18 protein-coding genes are annotated in these 20,355 nt (G+C 63.5%); 2 read left to right on the plus strand and 16 right to left on the minus strand.

The features are described 5' to 3' along the window. The first annotated feature begins 89 nt into the window (after positions 1 to 89). Positions 90 to 938 carry a LysR family transcriptional regulator gene (locus AC1TQG_RS22820; RefSeq protein WP_482140525.1) on the plus strand — a complete coding sequence of 283 codons (849 nt, stop codon included), beginning with the start codon at positions 90 to 92 and terminating at the stop codon, positions 936 to 938. 64 nt (positions 939 to 1,002) lie between these two features. Here AC1TQG_RS22820 and AC1TQG_RS22825 read toward each other — a convergent pair whose 3' ends face one another. The 16 genes from AC1TQG_RS22825 to AC1TQG_RS22900 all read right to left on the minus strand — a co-directional run bounded on the left by AC1TQG_RS22825 (position 1,003) and on the right by AC1TQG_RS22900 (position 18,986). Beyond that, positions 1,003 to 1,629 carry a thiamine pyrophosphate-dependent enzyme gene (locus AC1TQG_RS22825; protein ID WP_482140527.1) on the minus strand — a complete coding sequence of 209 codons (627 nt, stop codon included), beginning with the start codon at positions 1,627 to 1,629 and terminating at the stop codon, positions 1,003 to 1,005. Continuing rightward, a complete protein-coding gene (locus tag AC1TQG_RS22830) occupies positions 1,626 to 2,138 on the minus strand; it encodes a thiamine pyrophosphate-binding protein (protein ID WP_482140529.1) in 513 nt (170 codons plus the stop codon). The genes AC1TQG_RS22825 and AC1TQG_RS22830 overlap by 4 nt, the downstream gene beginning before the upstream one ends. Beyond that, positions 2,135 to 5,458, minus strand: a complete 3,324-nt coding sequence (locus AC1TQG_RS22835; protein ID WP_482140531.1) for a molybdopterin cofactor-binding domain-containing protein — start codon at positions 5,456 to 5,458, stop codon at positions 2,135 to 2,137. Before AC1TQG_RS22835 ends, AC1TQG_RS22830 begins: the two co-directional genes overlap by 4 nt. Further along, positions 5,455 to 5,913 (minus strand): (2Fe-2S)-binding protein, encoded by a 459-nt coding sequence (locus AC1TQG_RS22840; RefSeq protein ID WP_482140533.1) that lies wholly within the window; start codon positions 5,911 to 5,913, stop codon positions 5,455 to 5,457. The genes AC1TQG_RS22835 and AC1TQG_RS22840 overlap by 4 nt, the downstream gene beginning before the upstream one ends. A 6-nt stretch (positions 5,914 to 5,919) precedes the next feature. Further along, on the minus strand, positions 5,920 to 6,930 hold the full coding sequence (locus AC1TQG_RS22845; protein ID WP_482140534.1) for an ABC transporter substrate-binding protein: 1,011 nt from the start codon (positions 6,928 to 6,930) through the stop codon (positions 5,920 to 5,922). Between the two features lie 180 nt (positions 6,931 to 7,110). Further along, positions 7,111 to 7,896, minus strand: coding sequence for a UTRA domain-containing protein (locus AC1TQG_RS22850; RefSeq protein ID WP_482140536.1), 786 nt, complete (start codon positions 7,894 to 7,896; stop codon positions 7,111 to 7,113). Positions 7,897 to 7,981: 85 nt separating this feature from the next. After that, positions 7,982 to 9,328, minus strand: a complete 1,347-nt coding sequence (locus AC1TQG_RS22855) for an NtaA/DmoA family FMN-dependent monooxygenase (protein ID WP_482140538.1) — start codon at positions 9,326 to 9,328, stop codon at positions 7,982 to 7,984. Positions 9,329 to 9,340: 12 nt separating this feature from the next. Beyond that, the gene (locus tag AC1TQG_RS22860; protein ID WP_482140540.1) at positions 9,341 to 10,438 is read right to left on the minus strand and encodes an LLM class flavin-dependent oxidoreductase; all 1,098 of its coding nucleotides are present in this window, start codon (positions 10,436 to 10,438) and stop codon (positions 9,341 to 9,343) included. Between the two features lie 31 nt (positions 10,439 to 10,469). After that, positions 10,470 to 12,155, minus strand: coding sequence for an asparaginase domain-containing protein (locus AC1TQG_RS22865; protein WP_482140542.1), 1,686 nt, complete (start codon positions 12,153 to 12,155; stop codon positions 10,470 to 10,472). A gap of 152 nt (positions 12,156 to 12,307) precedes the next feature. Beyond that, on the minus strand, positions 12,308 to 13,075 hold the full coding sequence (locus AC1TQG_RS22870) for an ABC transporter ATP-binding protein (RefSeq protein ID WP_482140544.1): 768 nt from the start codon (positions 13,073 to 13,075) through the stop codon (positions 12,308 to 12,310). Positions 13,076 to 13,104: 29 nt separating this feature from the next. Further along, positions 13,105 to 13,968: an ABC transporter permease gene (locus AC1TQG_RS22875; protein WP_482140545.1), complete on the minus strand. Its 864-nt coding sequence runs from the start codon at positions 13,966 to 13,968 to the stop codon at positions 13,105 to 13,107. 10 nt (positions 13,969 to 13,978) lie between these two features. Next, entirely contained in the window at positions 13,979 to 14,833 is an 855-nt protein-coding gene (locus AC1TQG_RS22880; protein ID WP_482140547.1) for an ABC transporter permease, read from the minus strand. Between the two features lie 179 nt (positions 14,834 to 15,012). Next, positions 15,013 to 15,852 (minus strand): IclR family transcriptional regulator, encoded by an 840-nt coding sequence (locus tag AC1TQG_RS22885; protein ID WP_482140549.1) that lies wholly within the window; start codon positions 15,850 to 15,852, stop codon positions 15,013 to 15,015. Between the two features lie 221 nt (positions 15,853 to 16,073). Beyond that, positions 16,074 to 16,820: an IclR family transcriptional regulator gene (locus tag AC1TQG_RS22890; RefSeq protein WP_482140550.1), complete on the minus strand. Its 747-nt coding sequence runs from the start codon at positions 16,818 to 16,820 to the stop codon at positions 16,074 to 16,076. A gap of 5 nt (positions 16,821 to 16,825) precedes the next feature. Beyond that, positions 16,826 to 18,115 (minus strand): hypothetical protein, encoded by a 1,290-nt coding sequence (locus AC1TQG_RS22895; protein ID WP_482140552.1) that lies wholly within the window; start codon positions 18,113 to 18,115, stop codon positions 16,826 to 16,828. Further along, a complete protein-coding gene (locus AC1TQG_RS22900; protein ID WP_482140553.1) occupies positions 18,093 to 18,986 on the minus strand; it encodes a VOC family protein in 894 nt (297 codons plus the stop codon). Before AC1TQG_RS22900 ends, AC1TQG_RS22895 begins: the two co-directional genes overlap by 23 nt. Positions 18,987 to 19,238: 252 nt before the next feature. Between AC1TQG_RS22900 and AC1TQG_RS22905 the strand changes: the two genes are divergently transcribed. Continuing rightward, positions 19,239 to 20,327, plus strand: a complete 1,089-nt coding sequence (locus AC1TQG_RS22905) for an acetamidase/formamidase family protein (RefSeq protein WP_482140555.1) — start codon at positions 19,239 to 19,241, stop codon at positions 20,325 to 20,327. The last annotated feature ends 28 nt before the right edge of the window (positions 20,328 to 20,355 follow it).

A 20,355-nucleotide genomic window follows, 5' to 3' on the forward strand; every position in this document is an offset into this window, starting at 1 on the left:
TCCGGTCGATCAGATCCGTCCAAGACTGTTCAGGTCACAAGCGATACCCGCAAGGTATTGGAACTGGCCGCTGTGAGTACGCTGTTGCCGTGGAATCACGAGAGCTGCGGTACTTCGTCGCTGTCGCCGAAGAACTACATTTCGGCCGGGCGGCGCAGCGCTTGGGTATGGCTCAGCCACCCCTGTCCAGAGCGATCAGCCTACTCGAGCGGCGACTGGGCGCAGAGTTGTTGCGGCGCAACAGCCGAGAGGTGTCCCTGACCGACGCCGGCACCGTATTGCTGCGCGAAGGTCGGGTGGCGCTGGATGCGATGGAGGCCGCCGAACACCGCGCTCGTCGCGCAGCCCTGGCAGGCGCCGGCCAAGCCGAAGTGATCCTGGCTTCCAAAGCAGGAGCATCGAGCGAACTGCTGACGAAGCTACTGCACGCCTACGCCGCTGAACCCGGATCGATTCGCGTCGATGTGGTTCTGTGCGCGCCCGGCGAGCAAGCACAACTACTACGCAACGGTCGCGCCGACGTCGCCATACTGCACCAACCTTTCGACGACACAACAGGTTTCGATACCGAGGAACTTGTCACCGAAGATCAGATCGCGGTGCTTCCGGCCGGCCATCGCCTCACCACTCGATCCGACCTGCACCTCCGTGATCTGGCCGACGTACCCGAGCTACCCATGCCTCGCTGGCCCAGATCAGACGGCACCTATGCAGAGGGCCCAGGCCCCCAAGTCCACAGCCACGCCCAAGTTCTGCAGCTCATAGCCCTTGGCCGAACTCTGATGGTGGCGCCTGACTCCTGTAGGACGCAACTACACGATGACCTCGTCGCCGTACCGATTGTGGACGCGCCGAAAATCACCACGGTCATCGCCTGGCCACCACACAGCCGGTCGCGAGCTGTCGCCGAACTCGTTCAAACTGCACTTCGACTCTGAATCCGAGGTTCGTTCGGCCGTCCAGGTGAAGCGCTCACCTGGATTCAGGCCACTGAACGTGCCATCAGCTGTCGAGGATCGCACCCGGGGCACCCGTAGGATTCTCGTCGGCGTCGCGAGCAGCCAGGGCTTCTTGAAACAGCGTGCGGCACTGGACTCCTGAGTGTTGTCCCGGTCCGCCATAGGGCGACGGCTCCGGGGCCACCTCGACAACGGCAAGGCCCGGACCGGGACAGGACAAGAACTCGGCAAAGAGGATTCTCAGCTGTTCCTCGGTTGTCTCCGCAGCGATCAGTTGGACGCTGCGCAGTCCGGCGCCGCGTCCGATCGCAGCGAAATCCGCCGTTGCGTGCGTGCCGAGCGGTTGGCCACCACCCGTTTCGTACCGTCCGTTGTTGAAGACGACGATGTGGAGGTTCGGCGGAGCCGTGTTTGCGATGGTGAGCAGAACCCCGAGGTTCATCGCCAGGTCACCATCGCCTTCCAACAAGACGAAATGTAGGTGCGGCCGACTCACGGCAGCCCCGAGTGCCAGGGCAGGCGCGGTTCCCATCGGGTCGGACGCGTAGTACGTGAGCTGACTCGCGCCCTGATCACGCCAGGCCCGGCCTGCCGTTCCGAGGCTCGCGAAGACCACGGCGTCTTTGTCGAGACCGTGGTCGAGCGCACGTGCCACCGATGATCGCTTCATTCTTCAGAACCCGCCAGCACTCGTTTTGTGCACAGCAAGACCACGGGACGCTGCGTCATTTCTGCTTCGTCGAAGGCAGTCTCGAAGATCTCGCTGTCCGAAGAGGATTGCACCTGGTGAACGCGCAGGCCCACCGCGGACATGACACCGTAGGTGACCGAATGCTTGTAGGCCTGATAGTAGAAGTTGTCACCGGCGGCGCCACGGTCGGCGGCGATGACCACGAACGGAATCTGATGGTGGAGGCCGTAGCCCGCAAGGGCATTGGTGGCCAGAAGTAATCCGGCGTTCTGGCACAACAGGACCGACCGCGCGCCCATCAACGAGGCACCCGCGCAGATACCCACACCATCGTCCTCTCTGACGACGGACACGTGGCGAATGCTCTCTTCTTCCTCGACCTCGGCGATCAGGGGGCCGAGCCAACTGTCGGGCAGTGCGGCCGAGACCGTCACCCCGGCCCGTACCAGACTCCGCGTGATCGGTCCGGTCTGCGTTGAGGTGCTCAACGGGTTTCGCTCCATCGGCGGTATGCCTTGCGGGTCAGGCCGATCGCGGCCTGCATCTTCCACTCGTTACCCGGTAACGGATGTGCGCGATGCGCCAGTTCGAAGTCGAGCGCCTTCACCAGTTCCCCTTCGGTCGGTCGTACGTCCCGGAACGCGGATTCGACTGCAGTGGGATGCCATGGAGTGGGTGCCAGTGCACCGAAACACAGTCTGGGCCCCGACCACTGGCCACCATCACCGACGTGGGCGGACAAGATCAGCGACAACATCGCAAAGTCGCCGTCGTAGAGCCGGATCTTCTCGAAGACGGACCTGGCCACACCCGCCTGTGACGGCACGGTGACCGATTCGATCATCTCGTCCGGCAGGAGACTGAGTTCGCCAGGCCCGGAATAGAGTTCGCCGATGCTGACCGTCCGGGACCGACCGGGGCCGGTGATCTGGATCCGAGCGCCCAAACCGGAGAACACGGTCGCGAGATCCGACGGTGTCACGGCCTGACAGCGGTGCCCACCGAGTGCCGCGTGGTGGAACCGATGATCGCCGTCGACGGCATAACACGGACACGTGACGCCGCCGCGCTTGTAACAATCGAATCCGTTGCGGAAGTACCAGCATCTCTTGGCCTGCGAAAGGTTCCCACCCACTGTGGCAACGGCGCGGATCTGGGCGGACGCGATGGAGTCGACGGCTTCGGCGATCACCGGCATCGGTCCTCGGGCCCAGTCGGCGAGTTCGGTCAGGGTGACGGCGCCGCCGATCGTGAACGCCCCGTCCGCGTCGCGGATTACCCGGCGCATCGCGGTCACGTTCGCGGTACTGATCAACACCCGTGGCGCGATCAACAACTGTTGCTGCTGAACAAGGACATCCGTTGCCCCACCGACGACCACGGCGGCTCCGGCAGGTTCGTCGGCGAGCATCGTCACCGCTTCGTCGACACAGGTCGGAGAAGCCACCACTTCGACCTCCCTGCTCTCGGATCGGCGTGCCCAGCGTGTGCCATATCGGTCGAGAAGATGATGCAGACCAAGGGGATACAGTCGCCGAAAGGCCTCGATCTGCCACCGGGACGGCCTGCGGGCCAGGTGAAAGTGCCGGGTGGCCGGGACCGCAACGGCGCCGTTGTCGCGCAGCGCGGCGAGCAGGACGTCAGGTGTCAACGGAAGGGACCGGAACCGGATCCCGATGGCGTCGTACACAGCGTTGAGGACCGCGGGTGCCACTGGCACGATTGCCATCTCGGCCACGCTCTTTGCATCGAACGGACCCGCCGGCTCTGGCCCTTCGATCAGGATCGAACGGATCTCGGGGGCGGTGGTCGATCGCGGGACGGGGTAGTTGAGGTAGCTCGTATTGACCGTTCGCCCACCCTCGTAGATGAGATGCTCCCCCACCACGGCTCCGAGCCCCTGAACGACACCGCCGATGATCTGGCCATCGACGAGCGCCGGATTGATCGCGCGTCCCACGTCGTGCGCGGCAACGTACTCGATGATCTTCAATTCACCTGTGTCGAAGTCGATCTCGATCTCCACCGCGTGCGCCGCGAACGCGTAACTCGCCGAGATGTTCGGCCGGTCCAGACCGGTCCAGTAGGGCTCCATCTTCTCTTCGAGATATTCCGCCTCGACGCGCAACACCCCGGCACTGCTCTCCGGCGCATGCACGATCAGGTCTGCAAAATCTCCTGCCCCGGTGCGGCCCAGCTCTTCGAGGCGATCACGCAATGCCGTCGCGGCCTTGACCACCGCATGTCCACCCATGTGCGTTCCGCGTGAGCTCCAGGCGCCCATCTCCGGAGGCGCCTCATCCCAGTCGGTCATCACGACATCAACCAGGTCGAGAGGTACGCCAAGAATGTCCGCGGCGAGCTGTCCGAGGATCGTGCGCTGTCCGGTCCCGGCATCACTGCCACCGAATTTGACTGTGATGCGCCCGGTTTCGGAAGCCTCCACCGCCGCCGCACTGACATTGCCGCCGGGGTAGGCGTACGAGCCACTACCGTGCATACCGGCCGCAACGCCGACTCCACGGTAGGGCACCTTCGCAGACTTCTTCTCTGCCCAGCCGATCCCATCGCGCACCGCGTCGAGGCATTCGACGAGTCGATTCGATCCGATGCGCGCACCGGCCAGAGCGCGAGTATTCGGCAGGCCCGCGTTGAGCCGACGGAACTCGATCGGGTCGATCCGGCACTTCTGGGCCAACTCGTCGACCAACGATTCGACGGCCAGTGCGGTCTGCGGTTGCCCATATCCCCGGAACTGACCACCGGGAGTGAGGTTGGTGTCGACGAGTCGCGCACGCCAGATCGCAGCATCAGGCCGGTACATCGACCCGAGCACCTTGATGCCGGCACTCATCACGGATGGCCCGTAGTGGTTGTACGCGCCATTGTCGACGTCGATATCTGCTTCCAGCAGGCAGATTCGACCATCGGCATCTGCGTGGACGGTCATCTCGTTCCGGAAACCATGGCGCGGTTTGCTGAAAGCCAGCTCCTCGACCCGTGAGAACTCCACCATCACCGGCGCTCCGGTGCGTATCGACAGCAGTGCCGCGATGACCTCGTGCTCACTTACCTTGGATTTGGAACCGAAGCTTCCACCGACTGCGACGTCCCGACAGACGATCTGATCGGGGCGGAGCTCGAGCAGTTGCGCTAGTTCATGGATCACAAAGTGTGCCGCCTGAGTCGAGGTCCACAGTTCCAGTCGGTCGTCGTGCCACCAGGCCAGTGTCGTATTCGGTTCCATACAGGCATGTGACACGCGGGGATAGACGAAGACTCCGCCCGCGCGATGTGCACTGTTGCGCCTACCGAGACCCGGGTCGCCCCAGGCTCCTTCCGATTCGACAGCCACGTTCGAGCCCGACGATCGTCGGTGGATGCGGTGGGCAGATTTTGCCAGTGCGGCGGCGACGGTCAGCGCTGCCGGTCGTCTCCGGTACCGCACCACGATCTGGCGCAGGGCCTTCTCGGCGGCTTCCGGCGTCTTCGCTGCGACTGCGGCGATTTCCTGGCCGTGAAATCGGATCTCCCCCACCGCAAACGGTGTGCGGTCGGAGAACGTGCCACCGCTGTGCAGATAGCGTGCATTCGGTGGTAGATCTCGGGAGTCGACAACTGCAATCACGTCGGGCGACGCCAACGCGCCACTGAGGTCGACATGCTCGATCCGCGCACTGGCCGTCGTCGACCGCAGAATCTTGGCGTACAGCATCCCCTCGGGATGCATATCTCCTGCATATAGCGCTGTGCCGGAGGTCTTCTCATCCCAATCAAGCGCGCGGACACGCCGTCCCACGGAAGTCACCGCTGCGCCCCTCTCCGCTGCGCGACTGACTCGACTGCATCGATGATCTGAACGTATCCGGTGCAACGGCAGATGTTCCCGGCCATGGCCGTGACGATGTCTTTGCGCCCGGGTTCGGCCAGCTCACGCAGCAGAGCCGCCGCTGCGACAACCTGCCCCGGCGTACAGAAGCCACATTGGAATCCCGCATGGTCCGCGAATGCTTCACGGAGGTCGCGATCACCTTCGCCGAGGCCTGCCGCCGTGGTCACCGGCCCGGTGACCACGGCGGCGAGGCTGACGCAGGACAGCACGGCTTTCGAACCGACGAAGACGGTGCAGGCCCCGCACTCCCCCCGGCCACACGCAGCCTTGGGTGCGGTGTGGCCGTGCGCGCGGAGGACACGCAGCAGCGTATCCGCGGGGGCGATGTCCACGACCAATTCGGCACCGTCGACGGTGAGTGTCTTCTTCACTGCGACTTACGAGGTGACCACGAAGTCGGGCACGTAGCTCGATGCATCGGCCGGATCGTCCAAGATGTTCTCGTCTTTCATCATCTCGGCCATCCGGTCGAGTGCCGCAATGTTCACCGCGGCCGCATAGGGCGGCTCTGTCAGAGACTTGAGCACAGTGGCGTCCTGCTTGCATGCCTGCGCCTGGATCGCGTAGCGCTCGTCCTGGTTTGCCGGGAGCTCGATCTGTTCCGAAGCCTCGATAAGCGCTGCCTGGAATTCTTTGAAACTCTCGGGATCACTCTGGGCGGCATCGCCTTTGGCCACATACCCGGCAAAGACAAGCGGCTGGCCCGCACCCGCCACGACATAGGGGTTACCGAGTGATTTCAACTCGGGGAGCATGTTCTGTTCGGTGATCTGGGCAGCATCGATTCGGCCGGTCGCCACCGCGGGCCCCAGGTCCGCGAAGGGTAGCGCGACAAAATCCACCGTGGACGGATCGGCGCCGCCCGCCCGCATCCATTCGCTGGTGATGATCTGATTGATCCCGGCGACCTCGTTGACCCCGATCTTGGTTCCTTCCAGCGACTTGGCGTCGGTGTACTTCGAGTCCTTCTTCACAGCAACGGCATTGGCCTTGTTCGCCGAATCGGTCGGCGTCTCGTAGGCGGTTGCGATCCAGGCCAGGTCGATCCCCTGGTCGAGCGCGCGCATCGTCGAGAACGGGTTCGTGAACGCAAGGTCCACCTCACCGCTCTGCAACGCGGACAAACCTGCCGCGCCACCCTGGGCCCGAACCAATTCCACGTCGAGTCCGTGTTCGGTGAAGATGCCCTTCTCCTGCGCCCAGTACACCGGCATCTCGTTGCACAGTCCGAGTGTCGTCACGGACACCGAGCGAACTCCGTCCGCCGATTCGGCAGCAGGGGCCGGCGATGAGTCCGACCCGCAGGCGACGAGCACAGCGGCCATCAGGGATGCGGCGAAACCGGCACCGATCTGTCTGCCGTAGTGGCGGGAGGAAGCGTCGTTCATGAGGATCCTTACGCGATGTGGGAGATCCGACCACGGCGAGTGCGCGGTCGTTGATGCAATGCCATCAATGACGCGTTTCGGTTGTGAGTCCCGGCTATGTCCACGATGTTTCGCCCCTTGGCCGCTGGATCCGACCGCCTCGAGCAGCGTGTGACGACACCCGATGCCGTGTTACGCCGATCAGCCTCGTGGAGGATCGAGGGCAACAGTCACCATGTCGCTTCGATAGCGCGCATGGGAAACCAGCACGGTGTGTCCTCGTTCATCGAAGACCGTGGTGTCCATGTACAGGATCGGGGTTGTGGTGTCGACCTCGAGCAGCGCTGCGGCGGACTCACCTGCCGCGACGGCCGAAATGCGGCGATCAGCGGTCAAAGTTCCGTAGCCGAACCGATTTTCAAGGATCTGGTATAGGTCGTCGATTGCATCGTCGCGAGTGAATTCGTCATTCGGGCGCAGCGCCAGATAGTAGGTCCGCAGCTGCCTGGGCACACCATCGCCGATACTCAGCCGTTCGAAGATCGCCACCGATGTGGCATCGGGTGGAAAGACCTCGGCCAACGGTCCCGGTATGTCGGAAGAGACCTTCCAGCCGATGATCCGAATCCCGTTCCGATCGTCGTTCACACCCCCGGCAGCCGAATCGATCAGAAGGTCGAACCGACTGCGCCGATGGACGTTTGTGGTGTACGTACCGGCTCCCACCGAGCGGTGCAGGCGTTTCTCCGCAACGAGTGTCTGCAACGCCAGGCGGACACAGTTGCGCGAGGAATGAAAGGCACGCGCGATGTCCTCGTCGGCGGGCAATCGAGCGGCCGAACCGAGCCGGGTGACAACAATTGCCGAGATCAGATCGCGGAGACGACGCACCTCATCTTGGCGCCGATTGCCCTCGAGCCGCAGCAGATTGCTGTTGACGCGGTCCTGACGAAAGCGCGGCGGCCGGAAAGACGGAGGCGAACTCATTCTCCGATACCGTGATCCGTCACCGCATCCCTCCCAGGTCGCATGTTGTCGGTGCGAATGTGGCCACCGACGGCTGCGCTCAATGCTAGCCGAATGCCTCCAGCCCCAGGTTCTCCCGCAGGGTCGCGCCTGCGTACGACTTGCGGAATCGGCCGCGCCTCTGTAGCTCCGGAACCAGGAGGCCCACGACGTCGACGACGTCCCCGGGGGTCGATTGTGGGTGCGAGATCATGAAGCCGCCACGACTGCCCGTGGCTTCGAAACTCTCCTCCAGATAATCGGCGACCTCGCTCGGGGTCCCGACCACCGTGTGGTCGTAACCGGTGGCCTCGCGCCAGCCGTTGTCGATGAGTTCGGTCCGGGTCATCTCGTGATTTTCGTCGTACTTCGCGAAGAGGTCCCGGAAGGCCATCGGACTTGCATTGCGGGCCTTGGCCTCCGCCTGCAGATCACCGAGGGTGAAGGTCTCGGGCAGCGCCGCGAGGTCGAGACCGGTCTGATGAGACATGAACGCCGCGGCCCCGTCGCGGGGCAGGACATCCCGCAGCATCTCGCGCCGCGCCAGCGCCTCGGACCGGTCCCGGGCGACGATCACCTGGATGTCCCAGAGGATTCCGACCTTCTTCGGGTCGCGGCCACTACGGACCAGAGCGGCGTCGAGTTCGGTCCGGTGGTTGATGCGCTGACCCGGGTCCCAGGCCCCACCGAAGACGACATCGGCGAACTTCGAGGACGCGTCGATACCCCGGGGTGAGCCGCCTGCCTGAATCAGCACCGGTGCACCCTGTGGGCTCGGGACGGTGTTCAACGGTCCCACGACGTCGAAGAACTCGCCCACATGATCGATGGGCGCCACCATCGAGGCATCGGCCACCTGCCCGGTGACCTCGTCCCAGACGAACGCGTCGGGGCCGACACTGCGCCACAACGCCTGGCAGACGTCGATGAACTCTTCCATCCGTCGATACCGCGCGTCGTGGTCAGCCAACTCTTTGAAGCCGTAGTTGGCGGCATCTGCGCCCCGCGAAGAGGTCACCACATTGAAAGCTATTCGGCCGGAGGTGATGTGATCGAGCGAGTTCAGCAACCGCGCGACGTAGAACGGGTGCATGAAGGTCGAGGAATATGTCAGACCGAACCCCAGACCCGTCGTACCCTGCGCGAGTGCGGCGATGAAGGGACTCATGTCCTGCCTGGGCCAGCCGACCCCCCAGTGCACCGCTGCGTCGATCGACCCGCCGTAGGTCGACGGAATGCCGGTGCCGTCGCCGAAGAAGATCATGTCCAGACAACCGCGTTCGGCCATCATCGCGACTTCCTGGTACATCTTCAGATCCGGGAATGTGGCACCTGCCCACGATCCCGGCAGCCGCCAGCGGCCTTGGTGATGTGCAAAGGACATGTCGAGCGCCAGGCTCATTTCGTAGGACATGGGAAGCCGACCTCAGGCGGCGGGAAAAGTCGAAGGGACGGATGTCTCCGAAGGTGTCACCGGGTGGTCGAGCAACGGGACGACGTCGCGACCGAAGCGCTCCATACCTTCGAGAAAATCGTCAAAGGTGAGCATGATTCCCGAAGTGCCGGGGACTGCGGCAAGTTCGTTGAGCCGATCGGCGATGGTTTGCGCCGATCCGGTCAGCGGAGCGGCGCCGTAGAAGGGGCTGATGTCGGTCCGGTGACGCTGCGCGACTGCTGCGCTCGACCCGGTGGTGGCGGTATCCCTGGAATACTCAGCCACCATCGCGGCCAATGCTTCGTGATCGGCTCCCGCCACGTAGCGACTCACGATCCGGTCGGCCTCGGCGTCCGTGTCGGCAATGACCAGCGTTGCATTGGCGATCGCGGTGGGGTTCCTTCCGGAGTCGCGGCACGCCTGCGCCAACGCCGTGTTCGATCGCAGCACCGCTTCCGGCGTCGACCCGGCACCGAAGTGATAGTCGGCATACTCGGCGACGAAACGTCTTCCGCGGGGCGAAGAACCGGCCGAGACGAGGTCGATATGGCCTGCGGGTTTCGGTAGGCACTGGGCGTCATCGACCTGGAAGTATTCGCCGCGATACGTTGCCGCACCCTCGGCCCACAGCGTCTTCGCGATATGGGTGAACTCGGAGAGCCAGTCGTAGCGCACGTTGTAGTAGTCGTCGCCCGGCCACGCACCCATCTGCTGGTACTCCGTCTGGTTCCAGCCGGCGACCAGATTGAGTCCGAAACGGCCGCCGGACACATCGTCGAGCGTCGCCGCGGTCTTGGCGGCCACGAGTGGATTGATGGTCAACGGCGATACGGTTGCGTAGAGCTTGATGGTCGAGGTGACGGCGCACAGCGCCGCCGTCAGCGCCAACGGATCAACTGTGTTGTCCCAGTGAGACGTTGCGCCGCCGAACCCGCGGTATTTCAGCATCGACAAAGCGAAGGCGAAATCAAGTTCTTCTGCCTTGGCGACGATGCGCCGATTCAGGTCATAGGTGGGCATGTACTGCGGTGCGTCTCGCGACAGCACCCAGCCGTTGTTGCCCACGGGGAGGAAAACTCCATACTTCATTGTCAGCTTCTTCCGTACGATTTCCGTTGGTTCAATGTGTGTCGAAGACAGCCTGGTACGCGCGCACTTTCACCCGGATCGCGTCGATCTCCTCGTCGGTCGGCGCCTGCGGATCGGCTGCCGGGGGCACGCATCCGAACTTCAGCAGACATGCCATCAACAGCATGCGCGCCTTGGTCGCGGTGAGATTGCCTGCAGTGACGAACAATCCGCCCTGCCCGCCGTACCGCGAGACGTAACCTCCACCGCCACGACCCACCGCGACAACCGGAATGCCCGAATGGACTGCGAGTTTCATCGCAGCAAGCAGTGATTCGTACAGTCCCCCGTACGGCGACGATCCTTCGGCGATGATCCCGGACAGCGGGTACCGCGCGAGATTCGCCTTGATCCGGGCCAGTACCTCGACCTCACCGTCGACGGAGTCCGAGAAATCGTCGGCGCCGAAGTTGGCATATCGGTTGATGGTGACCTTGGGTAGGGCCGACTCGAGTAGGTTTCCTTCACCGTCCTTGATCGAAACATCGACCAGGACAGTGGATCCATCGACAGAAGCAACGCCTTGGACGGAATCGGGAAGCTGGGTCAGGCGCACCGCGGATGTGTGCGTGTGCCGCGCAACCGGAATGAAGGACAGCACGGGATCCCAGACGGTATTGCCCACGATGCCTCCATGCCCACCGGTGGCGATATAGCCGCCTGGACGTGCATCGGCCTTCTGCACCTCACGCGAGGTGAAGATCTGGCCGTTCTGCACCATGACGACACCCACTCGGTCCGAACCGGCCTCATCGGCCCACACGCGTGAGGCGATGTACTTCGTCGACTGGATCAGGTTGTGGTCACCGTCGTTACCGATGACCCCGTGTGGATACTGAGAGGCGTTGCCCACGATCGGATTCCCGGTATCGATCAGCAGGTTCAACCAATACAGCGTCTCCTCCGCCGTGGGACTTCCCTCCAGCCAGATGGCGCCGTCGTAGCCGCCCGCGCCGAGCGTCTGGGCGACCGAATTGGTCAGCCGCGCCAGCGTGGGCAGAGCGGGTTCGTGCCGAGTCGGCTTGTAAGGAAAATAGTCTTCGCCCAGCACCTCGGGTGAGATGTCGCCGTCACCGATGTCGGTACGTGCCGCCGCGGGTAGCCCCTTGGTGTAGCCGCCCGAAGGAGCAGCGCGCACGAAGTCGAAGTCCGCGACATCGCTGAGCAGGTTGTTGTACCCGAACTCGTCGATCCCGAAGCGGTCGATCTCGGAGAAGATCTGCGACGCATCGGGATAGAACTGTTGGCGAGGCTCCCCTGTCGAGGTGAACCCCGTGTCCCACGGGCGGCCGTCGGATTGGCGTCCGGCATAGGGCAGCAGATACGGGCCATCGGAAGGCCGGACGGTGACCCGGTACACGGGGATCCCGTCGACGCCCGAAGTTGTGCTGAAGTCACCGGTCACCGGATCGACGAAACCGTCCGGAGATACGTGGGATTCGGCAGCATCACGTTCCAACGGATGGGCCGAGAGGGCTTCGACATATACCGTCGCGGCGGCCGCGAGCCGCTGCGAGCGAATCGTGTCGAAGCCGACGCCCTGACCCGGCAGGCCACGGTCACGGCGCACGGAATCGCTTGTCCTCAGCACGCCGCTGTTCTGAATGGTTGCTCGCGGGCCCGAGAACACCGCGATCCGCGGCTTCCCGTTCGCACTCGACTGGTCTCCTGAACTCATACCCAAAGTAAAGACCAGCGGTGTTGCCATGGTGTAAAGCGCTGCAACGCAAGTGGTTACGCCATCCTGCGGGCTACCAATGGGCCTGTGTCCAGGCATTTGCGGTCAGACCCGAGTACTTGCGCCACTCATCGGTTGCCTTGCGGACAACGTCAGGCCACGACCGCTTCGGTCGGCCGCATCACGAGCTGGAAGACCTCGGTACGCAATTCGGCGAATCGCGGTTTCAGCTTGGTGGTCACCTGATCTCGGACATGCCCGAGATCCACCGGGATGTCTGCGACCAGATGACCCGGGTGTGCCGCCAGAACCAGCACCCGATCCCCGAGGTAGACCGCCTCATCGATGTCATGGGTGACAAAGGCGATGGTCACCTTGTACTCGTCGCGGACCTTCAGCACCAGGTCTTCGAGGTCCGCTCTGGTCTGCGCGTCGACGGCGGCGAAGGGTTCGTCCATCAACATCACCTTGGGTTCGACGACCAGCGCCCGTGCGATCGCAACGCGTTGCTGCATACCGCCCGACATCTGCCAGGGGTACATGTCGCCTTGTCCTGGCAGCCCCACCGAGGTCAACGCATGTTCGACCCGTTGGGCCACTTCCGATTTCGGCAGCTTGTACGCGGCCGCGGCCATGACCAGGTTCTTTCGAACGGTCATCCAGGGGAACAGCGACCGGCTGTAGTCCTGGAACACGACCGACAGACCGAAGGGAGGACCGTCGACCTGTTGGTCGCCGAGCATCACCTGCCCGCTGGTCGGTGACAGCAAGCCGGCCATCATCATCAGCAGCGTCGACTTGCCACATCCCGACGGTCCGACGATCGAGACGAACTCCTGTTCGCCGATCGCGACCGTGGTGGAGGCAAGCGCCAAACGCTCACCATAGGTCTTGGTGACCCCTTCGATACGAAGCTTCATGGCTCTCCCTGCGTGCGTTGTGGGTTGGTCTACAGATCGCGTAGCGAGCTTCGGCGCTGCCACCGCAGGACTCGCTTCTCGACGGTGGTCATGATGGCGTTCAGCGCGACACCCAGCACCGCGATCAGTAAGAATGCGGACCACATCTGCCGGTACTGAAAGGTCTGCTGATAGACCATGACGTTGTAGCCCAGACCCGCGGTCGTCGCATACAGTTCCGAGATGATCATCAAGATGAGCCCGATGCCGATACTCACCCGTAGCCCGGCCATGATCTGGGGCATCGCCGCCGGGAGCAGCACGCGGCGATAGAGGTCCAGTTTCCCGAGCTGCATGCTACGAGCACTTCGAATCCATTGCGGATCAACGCCCGCGACTCCGTCTGCGGTGTTGACCACGATCAGCCACACCGTGCCGAAGAAGATCAGGAAGATGTTCATCGAGCTGTTGGGACCGAAGATCTGGAACACGATCGGCAATAACGCGGCGTTCGGCAACGACATGAAGAAGCGCACGATCGGGTTGTACATCCCGGCCAGGATCGGGCTGCGACCCAGTGCCATGCCGAACACGACTCCGACAACCGCGGCCAGTCCCCATCCCGCAGCGAGCCGTCCGAGACTGACCGGAACGGTGTCGTAGAAGTCGCTGGAGAGGAACAACATCGACGGATCGCTCGACAGCCAGTCCTTGCGGAACTGCACAAGAACATCACTCAACGGCGGAAAGAACACCGTCGGCGAGGTCTGAGCGAATACTTCCCAGGCGATGAGCAGTGCCACGAGCAACCACAGCGCCCCGATCGGCGTCAGGATCCGACGAGCAGCGGCGAAGGTGGTCCGGGACTTCCGCTGGACGACCGGGGGCTGCGCCGCAACAACTTCAGGCCGCAACTCGGTGACGCTAGACAATGTGCACCCACTTCATCGAAGTCTTCTCGATTCGCACGAGAACTGTGTAGACGGTCATTCCGATGACACCGATCACCAGCAGCATCGCGTACACCACGTCAATCCTCAGCGCTTGCTGATACTGGACCATCAAGGTCCCCAAACCGGACTTCGCGCCGAGTAATTCGGCGCTGATGACCACGACCAGCGCAACACCGGAGGCGATACGCAGCCCGATGACGATGGACGGGAGCGCGCTGGGCAAGGTGACGTAGGTGTGTGTCCGGAGCCAGCCCCACTGCATGGATCGGGCGGCATCTTTTCGCATCGGTTCCGTGGATGCAACCCCATACATCGTGTTGATCAGGACGATCCAGAACGTCGCATACACCGCGACGGACACCTTCATGTCCAGGCCGAGTCCGAAGATCAGGATCACCACCGGGATCAGAGCCGTCGCCGGTATCGAGCGAAACACGTTGACCGCCAATGTAGCGGGGAGCGTGAGCCACGGAATCGTGCTGATGAGCAGTCCGACCGCAATGGCGGTGACCGAGCTGAGCACCAACCCGGCAAGCCACGCCCACATCGTGTCGCCCAGGCTCGACAGGAACTCGCTGTCGGTCAACAGGTCGGGCAGAGCGGCGGCTACCGCCCAGGGATACGGCAGGGAACTCGACGGCACGAGTTCCAGTGCAACGGCCACCGTCCACGCCAGCAACAACGTGACGATTCCAAGGGCACCCAGGCCGACGGCACGAGCCCGATCCGGATTCATCATCACCTTGCGCACGCTTGCGACAGCTCGGATACCCGTGGAGGGCTTCGCGTGCGACGCAAGCTCTTGTTGCGACGTCGTCGTGATCATGGGCTGCACTCTCGATTTGTATGTGAGTTCAGTGCGAGACGTTGTCTCGCACTACGCGACAATTCGACCAAGGCGTGACTGCGCTGTCAATTCGCCGAGGTTCCCAATCCCAAGATTTACCAGCGTGTTTCACACCCGTAACCTGCCGATCCGACCAGAAATACACGCGTCCACCGCAGTCAGCCCGGTCCGAGCTCGGAGGACAGAGCCTCCGCGGCGCTCTTGAGGGCGGTGATATGCCGGTCGATGTCTCCGCTGACCGACACAGACGTGGCAACCACTGCCAGGGCCGCCACGATCCGGTCACCGGCGAACACCGGGGCCGACAACGTCCGAAAACCGTTGACCACTGGCGATTTCACCGAGACGTAGGTGGAACGGATGCGTTGGAGCTCGTCAGCGAATTCCGGATTGGTGCGAAGTTCCGTGCGCGCCATCGCAGCGTCGGATTCGGGAAGAAACGCACAGAAAACCCTTCCCTGCGCCGAGGCCGTCGGGGAAAGCCGTGCACCGACGCGGACCGTCACCCGTGCCACCTGCTCGGTATTGTCGTTGGTGGCCACCACAATTGGACTCTCCCCATCCCAGACGCTCAGGACCACCGTCTCCCGGACCTCGGCGAGGAGTTTTTCCATATGGACTTCGGCACTCTTGATGACTGGCAGACCCGCGCGGGCCGCTGCCGCGAGCGTCATGACATGTGGCCCCAATGAGTACATGGATTCACCGTCATCGAATCGAATGAGGTTCGCGTCCCGCAGCGCCTTGGTGTAGCGATGCGCGGTCGCCTTGCTGGTATTGAGCACCACGGTGATCTCACCCAGGCTCATCCGCGGACGCTGGGGGGTGAACGCCGCGAGGATCGTTGCGGCTCGCTCGACTGCCTGAATGGCCGGTAGGGCCTTGGCTTCCGGTTCCGGCACCGGGATCGGCACCGTCACCGCGGGTTCATCCGCCATGACCGCCCACGTCCGCTCCCACTGGATCGCCGGCGGATTCCGCGATTCGATACCGCACATGATTCCTCTCCCTGGATGCCGATGTCGACCGGCGTGACCACGGCTGCTGCCCGAATGCGGGCCGGAGCATGGCGCTACTGGGAGGCTAAGTCGCGAACCACGTCTACGTCAATGCGGGATACCATCTCGCAATATGACAGACAGTTCGTATCGCCGTCGTAACAATCTGCGTCGGTCAGCGGACACACAACACCCCGGACAGTAGGTGTGCCCGACGCATGTCATCCGTTGCCGAGGGCCGCCGACAGACGCTCGGCGCTGCTGCGAAGCGCGTCGATATTTCGCTGAACCTGTTCATCGGTTGCGACCGACGTCGCCACCACCGCGAGTGCCGCAACAACGTGATCGGCCTGGAACACCGGGGCGGCCAACGTGCGAAGTCCGTTGACAACAGGAGATTTGACCGAGACGCCACTCTCACGAATGCGTACCAGTTCGGCGGCGAACTCGGGATCGGACTGGATTTCGCGGCGCAGCATCGGGACCTCCTCGTCGGGGAGGTAGGCGCAGAACACCCGCCCTTGCGCGGACGCGGTCGGCGACAGCCTGGCACCGAGGCGCACGGCGACGCGCGCCACATGATCGGTGTTGTCGTTGGAGGCGACCACGATAGGGCTTTCGCCGTCCCACACACTGAGCACAACCGTCTCCTGGACCTCCCGGAGGAGCTGCTCCATCAGCGGTTCTGCAAGCTTGATCACCGGTAGCCCGGATCGGGCCGCGGCCGCCAACGTGAGCACCTGGGGGCCAAGCGAATACACCGTTTCGTTGGGGTCGTAACGGAGTAGGTTCACCTCGCGCAGCGCCTTGGTGTAGCGGTGCGCCGTCGCCTTACTGGTGCCCAGCGCCGCGGTTATCTCGTTCAGCGACAACCGCGGACGAGCCGGGGTGAAGGCAGACAGGATGACAGCAGCACGTTCGACCGCCTGGATGACTGGCGCACCCTTTTCTTCCGGTGTCTTGGCCACCACCGTCACCTCTTCTCTCCAGCCGCCCATCTGCCACCGATGTCGGCGTAAATATGCGCAAAGCGCATCAGTTCGCTGACTCGCAGCACGTCGCGATCGGCATCGTTGTCGTCCGCCACACTAACCGGCCCTGTCCGGACGGTTTCGACACCGGCCTCGCGGAGCAACGCACCGTCTGTGGATCCGGTCCAACCGGTCACGTCAGGGGCACGTCTTCCGTGGTGACTCTGCCATACTGCGCGGGCAGTGTTCACGAACACAGAATCTTGTGGCGTGACACCGGCATCCTGCGGCGTCGTCAGCTCCACTGCGACAGTGCAGCCCTCGAGGGGACTGCCCGCGAAGGCCCGGTCCATTGCCGAACAGAGATCGGCGGCCAGGTCGGCGACGACATCGCCGGACAGGGTGACCAGGTACACGTAGAGGTCGACATGGGACGGCAGCAGATCGGGTTTGCGAACCGACCCCGCCCTGATCGCGCCGATCCCCGCCTCACGCCCGATCTGACCATCGCGGTGGCCACTGCGCGTCAGCCGGTGGCGCCAGTCCTCGAATGCGGCGCATATCGCGCCGATGTGAACGGGGAGGCCACCGGGTGGATGTGCACGGTCCCGGCTCAGCACCGCCCCCCGCTGACCCGAAACCCGGATACGCAGATATCCCGCGCCGGGTTCCTCCCACAGCACTCCCGGCGGACCACATTTCGCGACAATCGCGGCGCCAGGTGGTGGGTAGGCCTCGAGATGGTCCTTCAGACCGCTGTAGACCGCATCGGCAGGACCGGGACGCTCACCAAGCGTGTTCTCATGTGTTCCGCCACCGGCAAGCACCAGTCGAAGGGAGCGGGGTGCGGACGTCGACAACAATGTTGCAGCACTGGCGAATCCGACCAGCGCCGCTGCCGCCGGACCGCGCGCCACCCCGAGACCGAACGCCGACACGGCATCTCCTCGCCGGGTGAAGCCCACCTGTGCGTCTGCCCAGGACCCGGTGACGTCGTGATCGGCTGAGCCGATCCCCGTCAGGGACGTGTCGAGGTGGGAGTAGACAAGCAGATCGTCGCGCGACGCAACTCTCGTGCAGCACACCAGGTTTGCGCCGCCACTACCGATCTCGTCCACCGTGAACGCCAAGGCCGGCCAGCGTCGGCAGGCCCACCGGGCGAGCGCATACGCGGTTTGCCGCTCATCACCCCGCGGTGTCGGCGCTCCGGTGAGAACACCGATCGCCCCGAGCAGGCTGTCGATGCCTGTCGGGTCGGTGTCGTCAGGGTCAGTGTGCCCAGGTCCGGTCATCGGCCTCCGCACGCCAGATGTCGATATTTCGCGGATCTCGTTTGAGACGACGCGGACGGTGCGTCTCATGTTCCTCCGCGGAGAAGATGCGGTGTCCGTCACAGAGTTCGTAACGGGGCCCGTGCTTTTCGTCGAACAGATAGAACGCGATCGAGGTCGACGCCGAGTGGTTCACCACGTCGCCGAGAATCTTCACGCCTTTGTACTGGGCTCGCGCACGGCGCCGCATCACACCGTCCATGTCGCCCATGATGAAGCACAGGTGCTCCAGTGCGAACTTCGTACTGCGACGTATGGCCAGGCTGTGGTGATAGCGGTCTTCACACCGCAGAAACGCCGTGAAGTCCTCGACATAGTCAGACGGCATGAACCCGAGGACATCGAGGTAGAAGGCCAGGGTCTGCTCGTACTTGTCGGTCACGATGAACGGATGGACCAGCCGCTGCGGCCGCAGGTCCGGCCACGGCTCCTCCGCATATTCGAGGAGGCCCGTGAACAACTCCACCAGAGTGCCGTTGGGGTCACGAACCGCAAAACCTTCCTGGCACAGCCCTTTTGTCCCATCGGTCAATGGCAAGACCTCATGCCCCGAATCGGCAACCCGGCGCCGAAGATCCGCGAGATCTTCATCGGCGACGTGGAAACCCACACCGTCGTAACGGAACTCGGTCAGCGACGGATCGGAGATCAATTCGATACTGTGGTGCTCCAGGCCGACCCGAAGGTAGGCATGGGTGTCGTCATGGCCTTCGACGGCAAGGCCGACATGGTATTCGAGGAACTCGATGGTGGCGGCCATGTCGGGGACCGCGAGGCGCACAAATGCTGCGCCTGCGGGCCCCCGACGGCGGTTGATGCCTGGTTCGGACACGGACCTTGCCTTTCGTATGCGTGGAAGCCGTTGGCGCCCACGTGTGACCACCGTTCGCCAGCGGATACGAAAAGGGTAAGAGCCCTAAGACTGACCGTCAAGCGATGTGGGACAACGTCTCGTAATGCAACACGTACGTAACCTAAGGGCAGTGATCGGTCACTAACGTCCATGTTGGGGCGAGAAGCTCGTGCCCCACCCCCAGACACCCGACCCTCACCCTCATCTCCCCGCTCGAAAGGTTCATCCTCCATGCCCATCTTGCAACCACACTCCGGGGAACGTCTCGGCGATCACTACGTGGCCGCGTCCCCCAAGACGGTGTCGTGGGGACGGCTGCCGACTCCGGATCGTGAACCCGTTCTCACCATCGCCTCCGGCGAGACCGTCACCATCGACACCATCTCCCACGAGGGCCTGATGGAAGATCAGGGACGAGATCCACTGTCATACTTCGGCTCCCACGGTGTATCGGCGGGAGATGTCCTCGAAGACCTCGTCGAACTGGCCGCATCCGACGTGGTGCACACCAGGGGGCCGGACGGCCCACACGTTGTCACCGGACCGATTCACATCGACGGCGCAAAGCCCGGCGACATCCTCAAGGTCGAGTACCTCGACCTCACACCCCGTGTGCCCTACGGCGTCGTCTCGAGCCGTCACGGACTGGGCGCATTGGCCGGCGAACGGCCGGTCAGCGATGAGACCGGTGAGCCCGTACCGATCATCAGCCAGTTTTGCACTGCGGACATCGACGAGTTCACCGCAACGATGAGGTGGGGTGACAAACGACGAATCACGTTCCCGCTCAGCCCATTCATGGGCCTGTCCGGACTCACCGCCAACACCGATGTCGCCCTGAACACCATCCCACCCGGGGCACACGGCGGCAATCTGGACGTCCGCGACCTGGGACTGGGGTCGACGATGTACCTACCGGTCCAGGTGGACGGCGCCGGTTATTACATGGGCGACCCGCACTTCGCGCAGGGCAACGGCGAGGTCTCGTTGACCGCGCTCGAGGCGTCGCTGCGTACGACCGTTCGGCTGACGGTTCTCTCTGCGGCGCAGGCCTATCCCGCCACCGGGGCCATCGACGGCCCGTTCGGCGAGAGCCCCACCCACTGGATCACCATGGGGTTGGATCAAGACCTCAACGAAGCCATGAAAAAGTGCATCCGCGAGGCGATCCGGCTGCTCAGCCAGGTCGCCTCCGTCCCGGAGTCCATCGCCTATCTGTACCTCAGTGCCGCAGGCGATTTCGTGGTCAGCCAGGTCGTGGACGACGTCAAGGGCGTGCATTGCCTGATCCGCAAGGCCGACTTCCCCGCCTGGATCTAGAACAGGAAGCAGATCCGCCCCTGCCGGT

The organism is Williamsia sp. Y844, assembly GCF_056786475.1.

Coding starts and splice junctions, on each gene's coding strand:
- AC1TQG_RS22845 (WP_482140534.1), bottom strand. CDS start 6,930: ATGAACGACGCTTCCTCCCGCCACTACGGCAGACAGATCGGTGCCGGT.
- AC1TQG_RS22860 (WP_482140540.1), bottom strand. CDS start 10,438: ATGAAGTATGGAGTTTTCCTCCCCGTGGGCAACAACGGCTGGGTGCTG.
- AC1TQG_RS22885 (WP_482140549.1), bottom strand. CDS start 15,852: ATGTGCGGTATCGAATCGCGGAATCCGCCGGCGATCCAGTGGGAGCGG.
- AC1TQG_RS22905 (WP_482140555.1), top strand. CDS start 19,239: ATGCCCATCTTGCAACCACACTCCGGGGAACGTCTCGGCGATCACTAC.
- AC1TQG_RS22870 (WP_482140544.1), bottom strand. CDS start 13,075: ATGAAGCTTCGTATCGAAGGGGTCACCAAGACCTATGGTGAGCGTTTG.
- AC1TQG_RS22895 (WP_482140552.1), bottom strand. CDS start 18,115: ATGACCGGACCTGGGCACACTGACCCTGACGACACCGACCCGACAGGC.
- AC1TQG_RS22880 (WP_482140547.1), bottom strand. CDS start 14,833: ATGATCACGACGACGTCGCAACAAGAGCTTGCGTCGCACGCGAAGCCC.
- AC1TQG_RS22825 (WP_482140527.1), bottom strand. CDS start 1,629: ATGAAGCGATCATCGGTGGCACGTGCGCTCGACCACGGTCTCGACAAA.
- AC1TQG_RS22855 (WP_482140538.1), bottom strand. CDS start 9,328: ATGTCCTACGAAATGAGCCTGGCGCTCGACATGTCCTTTGCACATCAC.
- AC1TQG_RS22865 (WP_482140542.1), bottom strand. CDS start 12,155: ATGAGTTCAGGAGACCAGTCGAGTGCGAACGGGAAGCCGCGGATCGCG.
- AC1TQG_RS22850 (WP_482140536.1), bottom strand. CDS start 7,896: ATGAGTTCGCCTCCGTCTTTCCGGCCGCCGCGCTTTCGTCAGGACCGC.